Genomic DNA, 17,792 nt, shown 5'->3' with positions numbered 1-17,792 from the left:
TGGGTTCCGAACCCGGACGCGCTAGCGCGCCACGCCCTGCTGGGCCAGGCGCGGGGCCGGTTGGCCGGCCTCGGCGAAGGACGGGCCCGAACGGTCGCGCACGTCAACCTTGACGTCGACCGACAGACCAGGCCGCAGGGCCGAGCCCAGGATGGACTTCTCGACCACGATCTTCACCGGCAGGCGCTGGGTGATCTTGGTGAAATTGCCCACGGCGTTCTCGACCGGGATCAGGGCGAACTCCTGGCCGGTGGCCGGGGCGAAGCTGTCCAACTTGCCGTGGATCACCTGCTTGCCGAAGGCGTCGGCCTTGATCTCGACCGGCTGGCCGACCCGCAGGCGCGAGACCTGGGTCTCCTTGAAGTTGGCGACGATATAGCCTTGGCCGACCGGCACGATCGACATCAGGGCCACGCCGGGCTGAACAAGCTGGCCTGGCCGCACCGACCGGGCGCCGACCACGCCGGCCACGGGCGCGCGGATCACCGCGCGGTCCAGGTCGATGCGGGCGGAGGCGACGGCGGCGCGGGCGGCGGCCGCCTGGGCCACGGTCTGGGCGCGGGCCGAACCTAGCGACTGGGCCGAGCGGCGCTCGGCCTCCAGCGCCGCCTGGGCGCTCTGAACGGCTGCCCCGGCTTGGGCGGAGCTGGCCTGGGTGGTCTGGACCTTCTGGGTCGAGACCCAGCCCTGCTTGGCCAGCACGTTGTAGCGGTCAAGGTCGGCCTTGGCGCGGCTGGCGTCGGCCTGGGCGCTGGCCACGCCGGCGGCGCGCTGGGCGATCATCGCCTGTTCCAGGGCGGCCTTGTCATCGACGCCGGTGATGGCCGCTTCCAGTCCTTCGGCATTGGCGACGGCCTGATCGAGGCGGGCTTGCAGGGTGGCGGTGTCGATACGGGCCACGACCTGGCCGGCCTCGACCCGTTGGTTGTCGGCCACCAGCACCTCGGCCACGTAGCCCGAGACTTGCGGGCTCACCTGCACGGTGTCGGCCTGGACGAAGGCGTTGTCGGTGGTCTCGTAGCGCTGCTTGTCGACGAACCACAACCCGCCGCCGATGATCAGCGCCACGGCGGCGATCCCGCCGACGACCAGGGGAATAAGCTTCTTGTTCGACGCGGCGGCCATGGTCCAAATCCCGAAACAATCGGATGATCGAGGGTGGCGATATATCGAGCCACCGCCCTCAGCAAGGGATAAATGGACGCACCCGTCCAGAAATCAACCCCACGCTGATCGATGTTCACGGATCGCCAAGAGCGGGCCTTGGCCGCGATTTCCCGTAAAGGACGAATCACGACATGTTTTCTGGGCGTCCGTGCAACCGCGCGGAGGGGGCACGCGTATTTTCAGTAGCGGATGGGTCACCCGCGCTAAAGGACGAGCCGATGAACGCCGACAACCCGCTCTCGATGTTTCGCCCGGTTCTCTGGCTCGCTGCGGCCGCCTTCGCCACCGGGTTTGGCGGTTATATGATGATCGCTCAGGCTGCGAACGGTGGATAAGCCGTCGCTCGTTTGATCTATTTAGCGCCGGTCGAACCGAAACCGCCGGCCCCGCGCGCCGTCTCGTCCAGGCTGGCCACCAGGCTCCACGAGGCCTGGGTCACTGGCGCGATCACCAGCTGGGCGATGCGGTCGCCGCGACGGATGGTGAATTCTTCTTCCCCCAGATTGATCAGGATCACCTTCACCTCGCCGCGATAATCGCTGTCGATGGTGCCGGGGGTGTTGAGACAGGTGACGCCCGACTTGGCGGCCAGGCCCGAGCGCGGCCGCACCTGGGCCTCGAAGCCGCCGGGAACGGCGAAGGCCAGGCCAGTCGGAGCCATGACCCGGGCGCCGGGCTTCAGCACGATCGGCGCGTCGTCCGCGACGGCCGCCCGCAGATCCATGCCGGCCGCACCGTTGGTTTCATAGGCTGGCAGGGGCAGGCCATGGGCGTGGGCCAGCTGGACGACGGGGATGCTCGGAACGATCATGAAAGGCTCTCGGCTATGCGTTGGGCGAGGTCGTGGGCCACGGCGTCCTTGGCCGCGCGGTCCCAGCGTTCGGTCTTGTCCTTGGAAATCAGCAGCACGGCGTTTTCGTCGCCGCCCATCACGCCAGGCTCGGTGACGTCATTGGCGATGATCCAGTCGCAGCCCTTGCGCGCTAGCTTGGCGCGGGCGTGCAGTTCGACATCGTTGGTCTCGGCCGCGAAGCCGATCACCAGCTTCGGGCGTCTCGGCCCGGAGGCGGACAGGGTGGCCAGGATGTCGGGGTTCTCGACAAAGGTCAGGGCCGGCGGGCCGCCCCTATCCTTCTTGAGCTTGGTCCCGAACACCTCGTCGATCCGCCAGTCGGCGACGGCGGCCACGAACACCCCGACCTCGGCGGGCAGGGCGGCCTGGCAGGCGGCCAGCATGTCACGGGCGGTCTCGACATCGACGCGATCGACGCCCATCGGCGTAGGCAGGGCGACTGGGCCGCTGACCAAGGTGACGCGCGCGCCCAGCTTGGCCAGGGCGCCGGCGATCGCGTAGCCCTGCCGACCGCTGGAGCGGTTGGTGATGCCGCGCACCGGGTCGATCGGCTCGAAGGTCGGGCCAGCGGTGACCAGGGCGTGTTTGCCGGCCAAGGGTTTCGCGGCGGGACCCGCCAGGGCGTCCATGATGGCGGCGAAGATCGCCGGTGGCTCGGCAAGGCGACCGGGGCCGTATTCGCCGCAGGCCATGACGCCGTCGTCAGGGCCAACCAACAGCACGCCGTCGGCCCTTAGGGTCGCCAGGTTGCGCTGGGTGGCGGGGTGCAGCCACATCCGCACGTTCATGGCTGGGGCCATCAGCACCGGCTTGTCGGTCGCCAGCAGGGTGGTCGAGGCCAGGTCGCCGGCCAGACCGTGGGCGGCCTTGGCGATCAAGTCGGCCGTCGCCGGCGCCACCACCACCAGGTCCGCCGAGCGCGATAGCTCGATATGGCCCATCTCGGCCTCGTCGGTCAGCGAGAACAGCTCGCCATAGACCTTGTCCTCGGAGAGGGCCGACAGCGACAGGGCGGTGACGAACTCCGCGCCGGCCTTGGTCAGGATCGGCCGCACGGCCACCCCGGCCTTGCGCAGCAGCCGCGTCAGCTCCAGCGCCTTGTAGGCGGCGATACCACCCCCGACGATCAGAAGAACCCGCTTGCCGTTCAATGGATCTGTCACGTCGGCCTCCAGCGCTCGTCCGCCCAGACGCGCATAGAGCGACACGGCCCGTAGCGTAAGCCCCCTTGCGCAAAATCCTTAATGAGGACTCGACAGCCGTTCTTTCTTCGTTCTTAATCGCTCAGGTAGAGCAAAGATCCGGAGATCGATCATGGCGGTACGGTTTGCGTCCTGGTTTTCAGCCCTCGCCTTGACGGCTCTGGCGGCGGCCACCGCCGGCTGCGACGGTGGCGCGTCGGCGGTGAAGGCCCCCAAGGCAGGCGATGTCGCCTTGGCCGAACCGGCGTCGGACCGCGACGCGCCCGCCTATGAGAGTCGAACGCCGCGCACGGATCCGCGCGACGCGCCGGTGCGCAAGGTGGCGGGCAAGCCGATGTGGGCGGCCAACCGCACCCGCACGGCGGAAGAGGCCGCTCAGCGCGGTTTCGAACGCTTTGGCGCGGAATTCGCGGCGGCCGATGTCGATGACTACGTCCGCAAGACCCACGCCTTCGTCGGCCATCCGCCAGCCGGAGCGGAGACGCTGAAGCGGGCCAATGGCGACACCCTGATCTACGACTCCAAGGGCAATGTCTTTGCGGTGGTCACCAAGGCGGGTGCGCCACGCACCATGTTCAAGCCGGACGACGGCGAAGCCTATTGGGCCCAGCAGAAGGCCGGCGAAAATCGGCGCTCGACGGCGTCGCGCGATCGGACCGCGAGCGACAACGGCTAGGCGGTAGGTTCACGACGAGAGCCGTGGGTTGGTCGGCCTGGAACGGCGAAGCGTCGATCCAGGACCAGGGGCTGCACGCAACGCCCTTGGACGGCGGCAATTGGGTCCCTCTCCCGGCGGGAGAGGGGGGCCGACGCGAAGCGTCGGGAGGGTGAGGGATTACGCTGCTCACGGTCCATCCTAGACCTCAGGTGGCCGGATTGGATGTCGCGAGACAAGCGAGGTCTCGGCCTTAGCCCAGCCAAATCCCCGCGGCAAACGCCAGGCCGGCTACCGCCACGCCGGCCAGGAACCACAACAGTGGCGGGCCGGAGCGAGTCTGGACCACCGCCACCGCCGGAACCCCGGGCGCCTCGGCCAACCGGGCGATGGCGCGGAGGGCGCGCAGGGCCTCGTCTGCGAAGTCCCGGACCTTGGCGGCCGGCGACAGCTCGCGGGCGATCCAGCGGCGCACAACGGGATCGGCGGCGGCCCACAGGTCGTGGGTCGGATCGATACGTCGGGCCACGCCCTCGACGGTGACCATGGTCTTCTGCAGCAAAACGAGCTCCGGCCGCAGGGCCATGTCGAACAGGGCGGTGATCTCGAACAGCTGGGCCAGCAGCTTGCCCATCGACACCTGGCGGGCGTCGCGGCCGAACACTGGCTCGCCCACGGCCCGCAGGGCCTGGGCGAAGGCGTCGCGATCCTGGTGGGCCGGCACATAACCGGCGTCGAAATGAATGGCCGCCACCCGCGCATAGTCGCGATTGAGGAAGCCGTAGAGGATCTCGGCCAGATATTTGCGCTCGGCGGGTCCCAGGCGCCCCAGTATGCCGTAGTCGACCGCGACGATGGAGGCCGGGGCCGCGACGAACAGATTGCCCTCGTGCAGGTCGGCATGGAACAGGCCGTGGTCCAGGGCCTGGGCCAAGAACCCGCGGGTCACGGCCTCGGCCAGGGCCTTGCGGTCCAGGCCTTCCAGCGTCAGGGCGGCGGGATCCGATAGCGCGACGCCGGGCGCCCAGGAGAGGGTCAGGAACCGCTTGCCGACCCCGTCCCATACCACGTCGGGCGCCCGCATATAGGGATCGGCCTTCATCGCCTCGCCTAGCTCGGCGCAGCCAGCGGCCTCGAATCGCAGGTCAACTTCCAGGTCAAGCGCGCGGATCACCACCTCGACGAATTGGCGCGGGCGCAGCCGGCGGGCGGCCGGCGCCCAACGCTCGGCGAGGTCGGCGGCCAGGCGGAGGGCGGCGCTATCTTGGGCCACGCGCAGCTCGATACCGGGCCGGAGGACCTTCACGGCCACCTTCGTGCCGTCCAGCAGGGTGGCCGGATGAGCCTGGGCCAGGGAGGCGGCGGCGACCGGCCCCTCGAAGCTTGCGAAGACGGTCTCCAGCGGCCGGCCTAGGCCGCGCTCGATCTCGGCGCGGGCAACCGACAACGGAAAGGGCGCCAGGCGATCCTTCAGGTGCGACAGGTCCTCGGCGAACGGACCGCCGAAGATGTCGGCGCGGGTCGACAGGAACTGGCCAACCTTGATGGCCGCCGGTCCTTCGCGTTCCAGCACCCGCGCCAGGCGCTCGCCGGGCCGGCCTTGCCGCGCCTTGCCGCCGGCGAAGATCCGCAGCGCCCGGCCCGCCCACTTCGCTGAAGACGGCAGGACGGGCTCGACCTCGCGCGGGATTAGGGCGTCGGCTCGGACCAGGGCCCAGCCCACGGCGATCAGGCGCAGGGACGCGGCGACGCGGCTCATGCGGCGAGGGTCTCGGTTGGCGAACGGCGGGCGGGCGCGGAAGCGTTCATGTCCCGGCCTGAAAGCCCCCTCCGCGCGCTCCGGTCAAGACCGCTTTCGCCGCCGATCGGCCGCGACCGGCGAAAAGCGGCGCGCGAATGCCCTTCAGAGCGAATGAAGCCGGCTCGCCCCCCACCTCGGACGCTTGGCGCCCGCTTGGCGGCAGCTCCGCCCGTCACGGCAGAGCGGCTGAAACAGAGGGCGCGCCGAGCTTCCTGAAGCGCGGGCCATGGCGGCCGCTGACGAACTCGGCCTCAAGGAAAGCCGTGACGCAGGCCTTGGCCGTGTCGAGCCCCACCAGGCGGGCGCCGAGAGCGATGACGTTGGCGTCGTTATGTTCGCGGCTGAGCGCCGCAGAGATGGGCTCGCTGACCAGCGCGCAGCGGCAAGCCGCATGGCGATTGACCGCAATGGCGATGCCTGCCCCCCGAGCCGCCGAGCGCGACGCCGCGCTCGGCCCGTCCGTCCGCGATATGCTCGGTAAGCTTGTAGCCATAGTCGGGGTAATCGACCCGCGCAGCGCCATCAGAACCCAGGTCCGCCACCTAATCGCCTTCGCCCGTCAGCCACCCGGCCAGTTCGGCCTTCAGTTTGAGCGCGGCATGATCCGAAGCGATGGCGATGCGCATGGAATCCGGTTCCTTGTCCCGGTTGGAGGTCGAAGCGGCCAGCAAGCCCCTTGCCCGCCATCAAGGGTGCCGCGACAGCTGCGAAGCCTCGAAATCCGCATCCGCCTCGGATGTGGCTGCGCCTCAAAGCCTTGACATCGCCAGACGCCAGAGCAAGCTCGCCATCAAGGTTTTAAGGCGAGGCCTCGCCGACGCGGGCGAATTGGGAAGGGGCACAACGCCAACCAATCCAGGCAAACCTATAACCGGGTGCGCTAGCGCCAGAGCCTGTGGAACCCCCTCGCCCCTAAACCGCCCAGCCCTGGTGCATCGCCGCGACGCCGCCGGTGAAGTTGGTGATCGTCACCCGTTTGAAGCCAGCGGTCTCCATCATCGATGCGAAGGTCTTTTGGTCGGGGAAACGGCGGATGCTTTCGACCAGGTACTGGTAGGCGTCGCGATCCTTGGCCAGCCACTCGCCGAACTGCGGGATCAGCTTGAAGCTATAGGCGTCATAGGCCTTCGCCAGGGCTTCGGTGACCGGCTTGGAGAATTCCAGACAGAGGAACCGACCGCCGGGCTTTAGCACGCGCCGCGCCTCGCGCAGGGCCGCGTCGATGTCGGTGACGTTGCGGATGCCGAACGAGATCACATAGGCGTCGGCATAGGCGTCGGGCAGGGGCAGGGCCTGCGCGTCGCCCACGGTCCAAGTGATCTCGGGCGCGCCGCCCTTCTCGATCCCCGCGCCAATCATCTCGGCATTGTAGTCGATGATGTTGATCAGGGCGTCGGGACCGCCACGGCGCTCCTGGGCCGCCCGCGTCATCTTGGCGAAGCGGCGGGCCATGTCGCCGGTGCCGCCGGCGCAGTCGATGATGACCTCGCCCGGCTGGGGATTGAGGCGCGCGGCGACCGCGTCCTTCCACAGGCGATGGACGCCGCCGCTCATCACGTCGTTCATCAGGTCGTAGTTCTTGGCGACCCGGTCGAACACGCCCCGCACCAGCCCGGCCTTGGCCGAGGCCTCGACGTCCTTGAATCCGAAGGTGGCGGAAGCCTTGGTCATGCGATCGCTCGAAAGGGGCTGGGTCTTCGCGCTCTTATAGCGGCCCGCGGCCGTCCGTCACCGGTTTTGCTTGTTCCGCGCGCGGGAAGGCCGATATCTGGCGGCCCCCACCCTTCCAGAGGTTTTCCTTGCCCGAACTGCCCGAAGTCGAGACCGTGCGGCGCGGCCTGGAGCCGGTGCTGAGCGGCGCCCGCCTGGCCCGCGTGCGCGCCAACCGTCCCGACCTGCGCTTTGCCTTGCCCGACGGCTTCGTCCAGCGCCTGACGGGCGCCAGCATCCTGCGATTGGACCGCCGCGCCAAGTACCTGCTGGCCCCACTGGACCGCGGCGACACCCTGGTGATGCACCTGGGCATGACCGGACGGTTTGAAATCGCCACGCCGGCGGGCGCGACCAGGCCCGGCGACTTCGCCCACGCGGTGACGCGCGACGAGAAGCATGCCCATGTGGTGTTCGAGACCGAGGGCAAGGACGGGAAGGCGGGGGCGGTGGTCACCTATTACGACCCCCGGCGCTTTGGCTTCATGGACCTGATCGCCACCAACGCCCTCGACCGCCACCCCTGGTTCGCCGCCATGGGTCCGGAGCCGCTGGGCGAGGCCTTCTCAGCCAAGACCCTGGTCGCCGCCTTCGCGGGCCGCAAGCAGGGGCCCAAGACCCTGCTGCTCGACCAGAAGACCGTCGCCGGCCTGGGCAATATCTATGTCTGCGAGGCCTTGCATCGTGCGCGCATCTCGCCGTTCAAGGCGGCCGGCACGATCGCCGGCAAGCGGCTTGGGCCCCTGGTCGCGGCGATCAAGGCCGTGCTGGCCGAGGCTGTCGAAGCCGGCGGCTCGTCCCTGAAGGATTTCGCGGCCACCGACGGGGCGCTCGGCTACTTCCAGCACCGCTTCCGGGTCTATGACCGCGCGCGACAGCCCTGCCCCACGCCTGGCTGCGAGGGCGTGATCGCCCGCGAAGTCCAGGCCGGCCGCTCGACGTTCTTCTGCCCGGTCTGCCAGGTTTGAGCCGGGGCGCCATTGCGGCGCTTGGGCATGCTGGCCGAGGACCTCCTTCGGCCGTAGATTGGGCCGGCTAGCCGATCGGCTCTCACGCAACGGTTTGAGCTCTGCGCTGTTTAACCCACGCCTTGACGGTGGGGGCGTTTGGGATCCGTCCGACCATGAACAAGCACGCCCCGACCGTGACCGCCCGATTGGAGCAGATGTTTCACGACCAGGCGACGTGCACGCCAGACGCCCCCGCCATCTACTTTCGGGGTCAGGTCGTCAGTTACGGTGATCTGGATGAAACGGTCGAACGCCTGGCCCGCGGTTTTTCCGCTCATGGTGTGGGTCCAGGCGTGCTCGTGGCGATCAGCCTGCAACGCACACCATGGATGGTCGCGGCGCTTCTCGCGACGATGAAAGCCGGAGGGGCCTATTTGCCCCTAGATGCCCGAAACCCACCGGAGCGCACGCGGTTCATGCTCGACGACAGCGGATGCGCCTTGCTGCTCGTGGACAGCGCCTCCCCGCCAATGGAGGGCTTTGGCGGGGTCGTCCTGGAGCTATCGGGTGGCGCGTTGATCCAGAGGGCGTCTGGGGCGCCGATCTCGAACCTGGCCCCGTCGAGCCTGGCCTATGTGATCTATACGTCCGGCTCCACCGGAGCGCCCAAGGGCGTGATGCTGGGGCACGGGGCCGCCCACTTGGTCCGCTGGGCCGAGCGGGCCTATTCCTTCGAGCAGCGCGCGCGGGTCGCCGCGACGACCTCGCTCGCGTTCGACCCCTCGATCTTCGAGATCTTCATGCCTCTTTGCACGGGTGGTGCGATCGTCCTGAAGCAGAACGCGCTTGAACCCTTCGCGCCGGACGAGCAGCCGACGATGCTGGACACCGTGCCGTCCGTGCTGGCCGAGCTGTGCCGGATGGACGCCATTCCGCCTAGCGTTGGCGTGCTCAATGTCGGCGGCGAGGCCCTGACCAGCGCGCTCGTTCGCGAGGTCTATAGTGACCGGCCGGCGATGGTGCTGGACAACCATTATGGACCGACGGAAGCCACGACCGTGGCGACGGTCGCGCGAATTCCACGCGACCTCACCGGCGAGCCCTCGATCGGGCGACCCGTGCGCGGCGCGACAATCCTGCTGCTGGACGTCGCGGGCGAGCCCGTTCCCGAGGGCGAGACCGGCGAGATCCACATCGGCGGGCCGGGCCTGGCGCTTGGCTATCTGAACCGGCCCGATCTAACCGCCGCCCGCTTCCTCCAAGGCCCCGCCGGTCGGCTGTACCGGACGGGCGATCTCGCCTGTTGGCGCGACGGCGCGCTGCATTTCGGCGGGCGGCTGGACGAACAGGTCAAGATTCGCGGCTTTCGCGTCGAGCTGGGTGAGGTCGAGTTGGCCCTGATGCGAATTCCCGGGATCGAAAGGGCGTTGGTCGTTGTTCGGCCCGCCTCTGGGCGCTCGCAGTTGATCGGTTATGTTCAGGCTCGGCGGGCCTTAACGCCGCTGACCGTGCGAGCGGCGCTGGCGGATTGGCTGCCCGACTACATGCTGCCAGCGCGGATCATCGTGGTCGACGCATTCCCCCTGCTCGTCTCGGGCAAGATCGATCATGGCCGACTGCCGGAGCTGGACGACGCCCCTGCGGACAAGGGGCCCCCGCCGTCGCGCGGGGAAAAGCCGATCATCCACGTCTTCGAAGAAGTGCTGGCCCGTCGCGGCGTCGGCCCGGAAGACTCCTTCTTCGACCTCGGCGGAGACTCGCTGGCGAGCGTGCAGGCCGCCTTGCGGCTCGAAGAGATGCTCGGCTATGAGGTGCCCGCCGCCCTGATCCATCAGTCTCCCACGCCCCGCGCCCTGGCGGGCTCGCTGGACCATGGGCGCGTGCGCACCGAGGGCCATGTCAGCCTGCTCGCGCCGGGCGGTCCCGGGCCGCCGCTGTTCTGCATGGCCGACCTGTTTGGCCATCCGTTCAACTATCTGAGTCTGGCTCGCCGCTTGAGCGCGGAACGCCCCGTCCACGGCGTCGCGCCGGGACCGCTGCAGAGGGCGTTCACCGAGGGTGGCGACCTGCCCAGCATGACCGGCAGTTTCGTGGCCGAACTGCGCGGCGCGCGGCCGCAGGGTCCGTATCTGATCGCCGGCTATTCGGCGGGGGGGATGCTGGCGCTCGATGTCGCCTGCGCCCTGGAGCGCGAGGGCGAGACGGTTCGGCTCATCCTGCTCGATTCGTCCCTCCACGGCCGGCGGCCTTCGCTGGACTTCGTCAAGCGTTGGGCCCTCGCCCAGGCGCGGGGCGTTTTCGCGGCGCGCACCCTCGGCGCTGCGGCTGAGCGCGCGGCGGCCCTGCTGAGCGCCTTGACCGGACGGAAGGCGCGCGGCGCCCCGCCCGATTGGATACCCAGATCGCAGGTCGCCTTCGCCGCGCGCATGATCCGGCTGAGCGCGGCCTACAGGGCGCAGGCGTTTTCCGGTCCCACCCTGATCATCAGGGCTATGGAGCAAGGTCCCCTGGAGCAGTTGCACGATCACGATGGCCTGCTGGGATGGTCCGAGGTGCTCACCGGGCCGGTGGTCCAGGCGCCGGTTCTAGGCGGTCACCATGATTTCCTGCGCGAACCGTGGGTGGATGAGACAGCGCGCGCGGTCAGCCGCTTCCTGTCGAGCTTCGAAATAGCCCCGCAGGGCCGCAGGCTCGCTTCTGGGACTCCTCAACGCGGCCGGCCCCTCTATAACAGCGGCGCTCAACAGGAGACCCGCCGATGGCCGCCTACCAGACCCTGATCGTCGAGACCCACCCGGAGGCCGCGCCCGGCGTCGCCCTGATCCGCCTGAACCGGCCCGACGCGCTGAACGCCCTCAACACCGCCCTACTGGCCGAGCTCGCCCAGGCGCTGGCGGCAGCCCAGGCCGACGACGCGGTGGGCTGCATCGTCATCACCGGCTCGGCCAAGGCCTTCGCGGCCGGCGCCGACATCAAGGAGATGTCGGACAAGACCTACGCCCAGATGTTCAAGGACGATTTCTTCGCGGCCGGCGCGCGGGCCCTCGAGATCACCCGCAAGCCGATCATCGCCGCCGTCGCCGGCTACGCCCTGGGCGGCGGTTGCGAGCTGGCGATGATGTGCGACTTCATCCTGGCCGCCGACACCGCCAAGTTCGGCCAGCCCGAGATCAATCTCGGCGTCGCCCCCGGCATTGGCGGCACCCAGCGCCTGACCCGGCTGGTGGGCAAGTCCAAGGCCATGGACATGATCCTGACCGGCCGGATGATGGGGGCCGAGGAGGCCGAACGCGCCGGCCTGGTGTCGCGGATCTTCCCGGCGGACACGCTGATCGATGAGACCCTGGCCGTCGCCCGCAACATCGCCGCCCAGTCGCCTCTGGCCGCCGCCATGAACAAGGAGCTGGTCAACGCCGCCTACGAGACGACCCTGAGCACCGGGATCGCGCTGGAACGACGCCTGTTCCACTCGCTGTTCGCCTTCGACGACCAGAAGGAAGGCATGGCGGCCTTCGTCGAGAAACGAAAGCCGGCCTTCAAGGGCACGTGAACGGCTGTTTAGGGTCGCCGCGAGATTCTCGGCCTTGAACGGATTGACCCCCGGCCCCCCTTCCCGTATATCCGCGCGCTCTTGATTTTTCCTGCTTCGCGGCTGCCCGCGCGGCTGTCCGTTTGAAGGTCCGAACTATGGCCAATAATCCCGGCGCCAAGAAAGCGATCCGCAAGATCGCTCGTCGCACCGAAGTGAACACCGCTCGCCGCTCGCGCGTTCGCACCTATCTTCGCAAGTTTGAAGACGCGCTGTCGGCCGGCGACGCCGCCGTCGCTAAGGCGGCTTTCATCGAAGCGCAGTCGGAACTGATGCGCGCCGTCTCCAAGGGCGTCGTGCACCCCAACACCGGCTCGCGGAAGGTTTCTCGCCTCGCCGCCCGTCTGAAGAAGCTTGATCAGGCAGCTGCCTAATCCGGCTTCTCGCCGAACGAAGTTCGGTTAGAAAAATCAAAGACTTAGAGAAGCCGATCGAGGAAACTCGGTCGGCTTTTTCTATGCAAGTTTTGCGCACTCAAGATTGTCCCCGAGACATTTCCAAGAGCGTTCATCGGGTCCTGAATTTATATTCCCTTGCCGGGCGAGGACGTCTGCCGAGTCAACAGAAATATCCGCCGACGGACTCAAGTTTTCCGTTTGACCGGCAGGGGCCGCTGGCTAGTTTAAGGATCTCAACGGCCTTCCAGTCCATGGAGATCACTGGCGGCGGCGGAACCCTTGCGTTCGCCGATCAACCCCCTGTGTCTGCGTGACTGGAACGCCCTGAGAGACGCGGTCGTGCGCCATGGGGGGCGGCGATCGGGGTAACACGACATGTACGCGAGGCGGTAAACCGATGACGATCAAAGGCGGGGTAGTGAGCCAGGAGTTTTCGGCCGCGTTCTCGACGGTGGCTTGCGAGTCCGCGGGCGTCGTCTGGAACAGGGTCTGCGTGGTGCTGAAACGCGAACTGGGCGACGCCGCCTTTGGCTCGTGGATCGCGCCCGCCGCTTTGCGTGAAAGCCACGGCGGCGACGTGGTGCTGGTCACCCCGACCGGTATCGCCCGTGACTGGATCCGTCGCAGCGCCTGGCGCCGCGTCAGCGAGCTTTGGGCCGCCAATGATGCGCCGGCCCGCCGCCTGGACCTGAAGTCGCGCCTGGAATTCGAGGCCGCCGTCGGTGTCGCCGCGAGCGGCGAGTCCAAGGTCGAGCCGATCGAGATCGCCCTGCCCGTATCCAGCGACGTGCCGGACCGGTCCCCGACCAATGGCTCCAAGCCGTCGCCGGTCCAAGGGCTGCAGGAACGCTTCACCTTCGACACCTTCGTGCCGGGGCCGGCCAACGAGTTCGCCCACGCCGTGGCGCGCCGGGTGGCCAGCTGGGCCGACGGCCACTTCAATCCGGTGCTGTTCCACGGCCCCTACGGTTTTGGCAAAACCCACCTGCTTAACGCCCTGGCCTGGGAGGCCATGCGCCAGGCCCCGACCAAGCGGGTGGTCTATCTGACCGCCGAGCGCTTCCTGTCGACCTTCGTGCGGGCGGTGATGGATCGCCAGACCGCCGCCTTCAAGGAAGAGCTGCGCGGCGCTGATCTGTTGATCATCGACGACGTGCACTTCATCGCCGGCAAGCAGTCCAGCCAGGAAGAGCTGTTCCACACCCTGACCGCCCTGGTTGAAGACGGCCGCCGGGTGGTGTTCTCCTCGGACCGGGCGCCCGCCGCCATGACCGAGATGGACGCCCGCCTGCGCTCGCACCTGTCGGCGGGCCTGGTCTGCGGCCTGGAGCCGGCCGACCGCGCGCTGCGCATCGGCATCCTGGAGCGCAAGCTGCAGGCCCTGTCGCGCCAGCACGGCTTCGAGCCCACCTTGCGCGCCGAGGTGCTGCACTTCCTGGCCGACCGCTTCACCGACAGCGTCCGCGAGCTGGAAGGCGCGCTGAACACCTTGTCGGCCCGGGCCGGCGAAGGCGTTTCGCGGCTGACCCTTGATGAGGTCCAGGCGATCCTGCGGCCGCACCTGCGGGCCGGCGAGAAGCGCATCACCATCGACGACATCCAGAAGGCCACCGCCGACCACTACGGCATGAAACAGGCCGACCTGCTGAGCGAGCGCCGCAACCGCGCGATCGCCCGTCCACGCCAGGCCGCCATGTGGCTGGCCAAGCAACTAACCACCCGCTCGCTGCCCGACATCGGCCGGCGGTTCGGCGGCCGCGACCACACCACCGTCCTGCACGCCGTCCGCCGCATCGAGGCCCTGCGGGTGGATGATCCGGTGCTGAGCCAGGATTTGGAAACTCTGACCCGCAAGTTGCGGGGGTAGGATCGATCAAGGGCCGTCCCGCTGGGGCGGCCCTTTTTTCGTGGCTCACTGACTTGCCCCCACCTGGCGACTGCGTCGCCTGTCCGCCCCCGTAGGGGGCGTGGCCCCGCACATTCTGAGGTCCGCCCCCTATGGGGGCGGACAGACCGCGAAGCGGTCAGGTGGGGGCAAGAGGGTGAGCCACCGTCGCTCTTCTAAGCGTTAGATTGATCCGTCCGCCGCCGGGGATCAGGCTCGACGACCCCGGCAGGATTCGGTCCACCCCATGGAACGCCAGCCGCGCCGGGCCTGACAGCCGGCAGATGTCGCCCGACGACAGCCGCAAGCTGCGGGTCGGGTCCTTGCGTGCGGTCCCGCCGATCCGGAACACCGCGGTGTCGCCCAGCGAGACCGACAGCACCGGAAAGCGCGGATCGGCCTCGTCGCGGTCTTGGTGCAGACCCATCCGGGCATCGCCCCGATAGAGGTTGATCAGGCAGGAGTCCGGCGGCGTTTCCGGATCGCCCAAGGCAGCCCACAGGTCGAGCAAGGCCACGGGCAGGGTTGGCCAGGGCGCGCCCGTGCCCGGATGGCGGTCGGCATAGCGGTAGCCGGCCTTGTCGCTGGTCCAGCCCAGCGGTCCAAAGGCGCTCATCTTCACGCTCATCGCCTTGCCATAGGCGGTGGCGTAGTTGGCCAGGGGCGCCGCCTCGGTCGCCGCTAGGGCCAGGCGCGTCAGATCGGCCTGGGCCTTGGGGTCCAGACACCCAGGCCATAGGTCGAAACCCGGCAGAACGCTGATCGGTCTATTCATTACGGAGATTTAATGCGCCAGACGCGTTTGAACAGTGTTGGTCTGCGCCCCTCGGCGTTGGAGCCGAACAGTTTTTGCAGTTTCAAGGCCGACAATGCGCAAACTTCTTTCCACAGCGGCCGCCGCCGCGCTCGTTTTCGCCGCCGGTTCGAGCCTGGCCGCGACCCCCGCCTCCAGCAAGCCGGCGCAGATCACCGCCGCCAATGTCACCACCCAGCTGCCGCGCGGTGTCGTGCCGAGCCACTACGACCTGGCCTTCACGCCCGACGCCGACAAGCTGACCTTCACCGCCTCGGTCAAGATCAATATCGACGTGGTGACCCCGAGCAAGGCCATCACCCTGCAGGCCGCCGACCTGGCCTTCGCCAAGGTCGAGCTGGCCGGCGCGGGCGCCGCCAAGGTCACGGTCGACGCCGAGGCCCAGACCGCCACCTTCACCTTCGACAAGGTCATCGCCAAGGGCGCGCACGTCCTGGCCATCGACTATAGCGGCAAGATTTACAAGCAGGCCGCCGGCCTGTTCGCCCTGGACTACGACACCGACCAGGGCAAGAAGCGCGCCCTCTATACCCAGTTCGAGAATTCCGACGCCCGCCGGTTCATTCCCTCGTGGGATGAGCCGTTCTTCAAGGCCACCTATGACGTCCAGGTCATCGTCCCGACCGGCCAGATGGCCATCGGCAACATGCCGATCGCCAAGACCCAGGAGCTCGGCGTCGGCAAGTCCAAGGTGACCTTCGCCACCTCGCCCAAGATGTCGACCTATCTGCTGTTCTTCGGCCTGGGCGACTTCGACCGCGCCACCGCCAAGGTTGGCGGCGTCGAGATGGGCGTGATCACCAAGAAAGGCGACCTGGCGAAGGCCGACTTCGCCCTCAAGTCCTCGGGCCCGATCCTGCAGTGGTACAACGACTATTTCGGCGCGCCCTATCCGCTGCCGAAGCTGGACCACATCGCCGCCCCCGGCCAGAGCCAGTTCTTCAGCGCCATGGAAAACTGGGGCGCGATCTTCTATTTCGAATACGCCCTGCTGGAAGACCCGGCGATCTCGACCCAGGCCGACCGCCAGGAAATCTACACCACCGTGGCCCACGAGATGGCCCACCAGTGGTTCGGCGACCTGGTCACCATGCAGTGGTGGGACGATCTTTGGCTGAACGAAGGGTTCGCCTCCTGGATGGAAGGCCGGGCTACCGAGCACTTCCACCCCGAATGGAACACGCAGCTGGCTTCGGTCGCCGGGCGTGAATACGCCATGGGCCTAGACTCCCTGGTCACCACCCACCCGGTCGTCCAGCATGTCGAGACCGTCGACCAGGCCAGCCAGGCCTTTGACGGCATCACCTACCAAAAGGGCGAGGCGGTCATCAGCATGCTCGAGGCCTATGTCGGCCCCGACGCCTGGCGCGATGGCGTACGCCGCTACATCAAGGCCCACGCCCACGGCAACACCACCACCGACGACCTGTGGAAGGAAGTCGAGGCCGCGGCAGGCAAGCCCATCACCGCCATCGCCCACGACTTCACCCTGCAGCCGGGCGTACCGCTGATCACCGTCGAGACCGGCGCCTGCGCGGCGGGCAAGACCCCTGTGACCCTGACCCAGGGCGAGTTCAGCCGCGACAAGCCGACCAAGACCCCCCTGGCCTGGCGCGTGCCGGTCTCGGCCCAGGTCGTCGGGTCCAGCACGGTGTCCAGGACCCTGGTCGAGGGCGGCAAGGGTTCGCTCAGCGTCGTGGGCTGCGGCCCCGTGGTCGTCAATGCCGGGCAGGCCGGCTATTTCCGCACCCTCTATACGCCCAAGGCCTTCGCCGGCGTCTCGGCCAGCTTCGCCAAATTGCCGGCCATCGACCAGCTAGGCCTGATCTCTGACGCCTGGGCCTTGGGCTTGAACGGCCAGCAGACGGTGACCGACGCCCCGGACCTGGTCATTGCCACCCCCGCCGACGCCGATCCGCAAGTGTGGGGCAAGGTCGCGGGCGTCCTGACCAGCGTCAACAGTATGTACGACAGCGCGCTGGCCGACCGGGCGGCTTTCCGCAAGCTGGCCATAGCCCGTCTGTCACCGGTGTTCGCCCAGGTGGGCTGGATGGCCAAGCCGGGTGAGGCCGGTACGGTCGCCACCCTCCGGCAGACCCTGATCAACTCGCTGAGCACCTTGGGCGATCCCGCGGTGATCACCGAGGCCAAGCGCCGCTACGCCGCCGACAAGAGCGACCCGACCGCCGTGCCGGGCCCGCTGCGCAAGCCCATCCTGGCCGCCGTGGCCCGCCACGCCGACGCGGCGGCCTGGGACACCCTGCACGCACAGGCCAAGGCCGAGAAGACCCCGCTGATCCGCGACCAGCTCTACACCCAACTGGCCTCGGCCGAGGACGACGCCCTGGCCGCCAAGGCCCTGGAACTGGCGCTGACCGACGAGCCGGGCGAGACCCTGTCGTCCAACATGATCTCGCGCGTCGCGGGTCTGCACCCCGACCTAGCCTTCGATTTCGCTGTCGCCCACAAGGACGCGGTGAACGGCAAGGTCGACGCGGCCTCGGCGACCAAGTTCATTCCGGGCCTGGCGCGCGGTTCGGCCGATCCGGCGATGATCGGCAAGGTCACCGCCTACGCGGCTGCCAACCTGCCGGCCGCCTCCCGTGGCGAGGCTGACAAGTCGGTGGCTTCGATCACCGACCGTATCAAGTCCCGCAAGGCCGCCCTGCCGCAAATCACGGCCTGGGTCGCCAAGCACGGCGGCTGAGCATCGACCTAGAACGCGCGCTCTGAGCGGGTTCAGCGAACGCGAGTTGAGGCTTTCGCGC

17 protein-coding genes are annotated in these 17,792 nt (G+C 68.2%); 8 read left to right on the top strand and 9 right to left on the bottom strand.

What is annotated here, in order from left to right:
* Positions 1 to 21: 21 nt before the first annotated feature.
* Complete coding sequence (locus ACP696_RS09815) at positions 22 to 1,125, bottom strand: HlyD family secretion protein (RefSeq protein ID WP_426010324.1); 1,104 nt, start codon at positions 1,123 to 1,125, stop codon at positions 22 to 24.
* A gap of 260 nt (positions 1,126 to 1,385) precedes the next feature.
* On the opposite strand from ACP696_RS09815, the gene ACP696_RS09810 reads away from it, so the two are divergent.
* On the top strand, positions 1,386 to 1,502 hold the full coding sequence (locus ACP696_RS09810; RefSeq protein WP_426010322.1) for a hypothetical protein: 117 nt from the start codon (positions 1,386 to 1,388) through the stop codon (positions 1,500 to 1,502).
* Between the two features lie 17 nt (positions 1,503 to 1,519).
* Here the strand turns inward: ACP696_RS09810 and dut are convergent, their stop codons facing one another.
* Together dut and coaBC are read right to left on the bottom strand one after the other, a co-directional pair.
* Positions 1,520 to 1,978, bottom strand: a complete 459-nt coding sequence (dut, locus tag ACP696_RS09805) for a dUTP diphosphatase (RefSeq protein ID WP_426010320.1) — start codon at positions 1,976 to 1,978, stop codon at positions 1,520 to 1,522.
* Positions 1,975 to 3,171 (bottom strand): bifunctional phosphopantothenoylcysteine decarboxylase/phosphopantothenate--cysteine ligase CoaBC, encoded by a 1,197-nt coding sequence (gene coaBC, locus ACP696_RS09800; RefSeq protein ID WP_426011283.1) that lies wholly within the window; start codon positions 3,169 to 3,171, stop codon positions 1,975 to 1,977. Before coaBC ends, dut begins: the two co-directional genes overlap by 4 nt.
* Positions 3,172 to 3,334: 163 nt before the next feature.
* Between coaBC and ACP696_RS09795 the strand changes: the two genes are divergently transcribed.
* Positions 3,335 to 3,898, top strand: coding sequence for a hypothetical protein (locus ACP696_RS09795; protein ID WP_426010318.1), 564 nt, complete (start codon positions 3,335 to 3,337; stop codon positions 3,896 to 3,898).
* A 232-nt stretch (positions 3,899 to 4,130) separates the two neighbouring features.
* Here the strand turns inward: ACP696_RS09795 and ubiB are convergent, their stop codons facing one another.
* From ubiB to ACP696_RS09770, 5 genes are all read right to left on the bottom strand, one after another.
* Positions 4,131 to 5,636 (bottom strand): 2-polyprenylphenol 6-hydroxylase, encoded by a 1,506-nt coding sequence (gene ubiB, locus ACP696_RS09790; protein ID WP_426010316.1) that lies wholly within the window; start codon positions 5,634 to 5,636, stop codon positions 4,131 to 4,133.
* 214 nt (positions 5,637 to 5,850) lie between these two features.
* On the bottom strand, positions 5,851 to 6,051 hold the full coding sequence (locus tag ACP696_RS09785; RefSeq protein WP_426043763.1) for an RpiB/LacA/LacB family sugar-phosphate isomerase: 201 nt from the start codon (positions 6,049 to 6,051) through the stop codon (positions 5,851 to 5,853).
* Complete coding sequence (locus ACP696_RS09780; RefSeq protein ID WP_426010314.1) at positions 6,008 to 6,220, bottom strand: RpiB/LacA/LacB family sugar-phosphate isomerase; 213 nt, start codon at positions 6,218 to 6,220, stop codon at positions 6,008 to 6,010. The genes ACP696_RS09785 and ACP696_RS09780 overlap by 44 nt, the downstream gene beginning before the upstream one ends.
* A complete protein-coding gene (locus tag ACP696_RS09775; RefSeq protein ID WP_426010312.1) occupies positions 6,221 to 6,349 on the bottom strand; it encodes a hypothetical protein in 129 nt (42 codons plus the stop codon). It abuts the gene before it with no gap.
* Between the two features lie 241 nt (positions 6,350 to 6,590).
* Entirely contained in the window at positions 6,591 to 7,349 is a 759-nt protein-coding gene (locus ACP696_RS09770) for a class I SAM-dependent methyltransferase (RefSeq protein WP_426010311.1), read from the bottom strand.
* Between the two features lie 128 nt (positions 7,350 to 7,477).
* Between ACP696_RS09770 and mutM the strand changes: the two genes are divergently transcribed.
* From mutM to dnaA, 5 genes are all read left to right on the top strand, one after another.
* The gene (gene mutM / locus ACP696_RS09765; RefSeq protein ID WP_426010309.1) at positions 7,478 to 8,356 is read left to right on the top strand and encodes a bifunctional DNA-formamidopyrimidine glycosylase/DNA-(apurinic or apyrimidinic site) lyase; all 879 of its coding nucleotides are present in this window, start codon (positions 7,478 to 7,480) and stop codon (positions 8,354 to 8,356) included.
* 155 nt (positions 8,357 to 8,511) lie between these two features.
* A complete protein-coding gene (locus ACP696_RS09760; RefSeq protein ID WP_426043742.1) occupies positions 8,512 to 11,118 on the top strand; it encodes an amino acid adenylation domain-containing protein in 2,607 nt (868 codons plus the stop codon).
* Positions 11,097 to 11,888, top strand: a complete 792-nt coding sequence (locus tag ACP696_RS09755) for an enoyl-CoA hydratase (protein WP_426010307.1) — start codon at positions 11,097 to 11,099, stop codon at positions 11,886 to 11,888. Before ACP696_RS09760 ends, ACP696_RS09755 begins: the two co-directional genes overlap by 22 nt.
* A 137-nt stretch (positions 11,889 to 12,025) precedes the next feature.
* Entirely contained in the window at positions 12,026 to 12,301 is a 276-nt protein-coding gene (gene rpsT, locus ACP696_RS09750) for a 30S ribosomal protein S20 (protein ID WP_426010306.1), read from the top strand.
* A gap of 421 nt (positions 12,302 to 12,722) precedes the next feature.
* A complete protein-coding gene (gene dnaA, locus ACP696_RS09745) occupies positions 12,723 to 14,192 on the top strand; it encodes a chromosomal replication initiator protein DnaA (protein ID WP_426010304.1) in 1,470 nt (489 codons plus the stop codon).
* A 157-nt stretch (positions 14,193 to 14,349) separates the two neighbouring features.
* Here dnaA and ACP696_RS09740 read toward each other — a convergent pair whose 3' ends face one another.
* Positions 14,350 to 14,985 (bottom strand): alpha-ketoglutarate-dependent dioxygenase AlkB, encoded by a 636-nt coding sequence (locus tag ACP696_RS09740; RefSeq protein WP_426010302.1) that lies wholly within the window; start codon positions 14,983 to 14,985, stop codon positions 14,350 to 14,352.
* A gap of 94 nt (positions 14,986 to 15,079) precedes the next feature.
* Here ACP696_RS09740 and ACP696_RS09735 point away from each other — a divergent pair, with 94 nt between their 5' ends.
* Positions 15,080 to 17,731 (top strand): M1 family metallopeptidase, encoded by a 2,652-nt coding sequence (locus ACP696_RS09735; protein ID WP_426043741.1) that lies wholly within the window; start codon positions 15,080 to 15,082, stop codon positions 17,729 to 17,731.
* Positions 17,732 to 17,792: the final 61 nt, after the last annotated feature.

Source organism: Caulobacter sp. DWR3-1-2, assembly GCF_049896225.1.
Lineage (GTDB): Bacteria > Pseudomonadota > Alphaproteobacteria > Caulobacterales > Caulobacteraceae > Caulobacter.
Note: the sequence above shows the minus strand (reverse complement) of the source record. Positions and strands in the feature narration are given on the sequence as shown.

Coding starts and splice junctions, on each gene's coding strand:
- ACP696_RS09815 (WP_426010324.1), bottom strand. CDS start 1,125: ATGGCCGCCGCGTCGAACAAGAAGCTTATTCCCCTGGTCGTCGGCGGG.
- ACP696_RS09810 (WP_426010322.1), top strand. CDS start 1,386: ATGAACGCCGACAACCCGCTCTCGATGTTTCGCCCGGTTCTCTGGCTC.
- dut (WP_426010320.1), bottom strand. CDS start 1,978: ATGATCGTTCCGAGCATCCCCGTCGTCCAGCTGGCCCACGCCCATGGC.
- ACP696_RS09795 (WP_426010318.1), top strand. CDS start 3,335: ATGGCGGTACGGTTTGCGTCCTGGTTTTCAGCCCTCGCCTTGACGGCT.
- ubiB (WP_426010316.1), bottom strand. CDS start 5,636: ATGAGCCGCGTCGCCGCGTCCCTGCGCCTGATCGCCGTGGGCTGGGCC.
- ACP696_RS09770 (WP_426010311.1), bottom strand. CDS start 7,349: ATGACCAAGGCTTCCGCCACCTTCGGATTCAAGGACGTCGAGGCCTCG.
- ACP696_RS09760 (WP_426043742.1), top strand. CDS start 8,512: ATGAACAAGCACGCCCCGACCGTGACCGCCCGATTGGAGCAGATGTTT.
- ACP696_RS09755 (WP_426010307.1), top strand. CDS start 11,097: ATGGCCGCCTACCAGACCCTGATCGTCGAGACCCACCCGGAGGCCGCG.
- rpsT (WP_426010306.1), top strand. CDS start 12,026: ATGGCCAATAATCCCGGCGCCAAGAAAGCGATCCGCAAGATCGCTCGT.
- dnaA (WP_426010304.1), top strand. CDS start 12,723: ATGACGATCAAAGGCGGGGTAGTGAGCCAGGAGTTTTCGGCCGCGTTC.
- ACP696_RS09740 (WP_426010302.1), bottom strand. CDS start 14,985: ATGAATAGACCGATCAGCGTTCTGCCGGGTTTCGACCTATGGCCTGGG.
- ACP696_RS09735 (WP_426043741.1), top strand. CDS start 15,080: ATGCGCAAACTTCTTTCCACAGCGGCCGCCGCCGCGCTCGTTTTCGCC.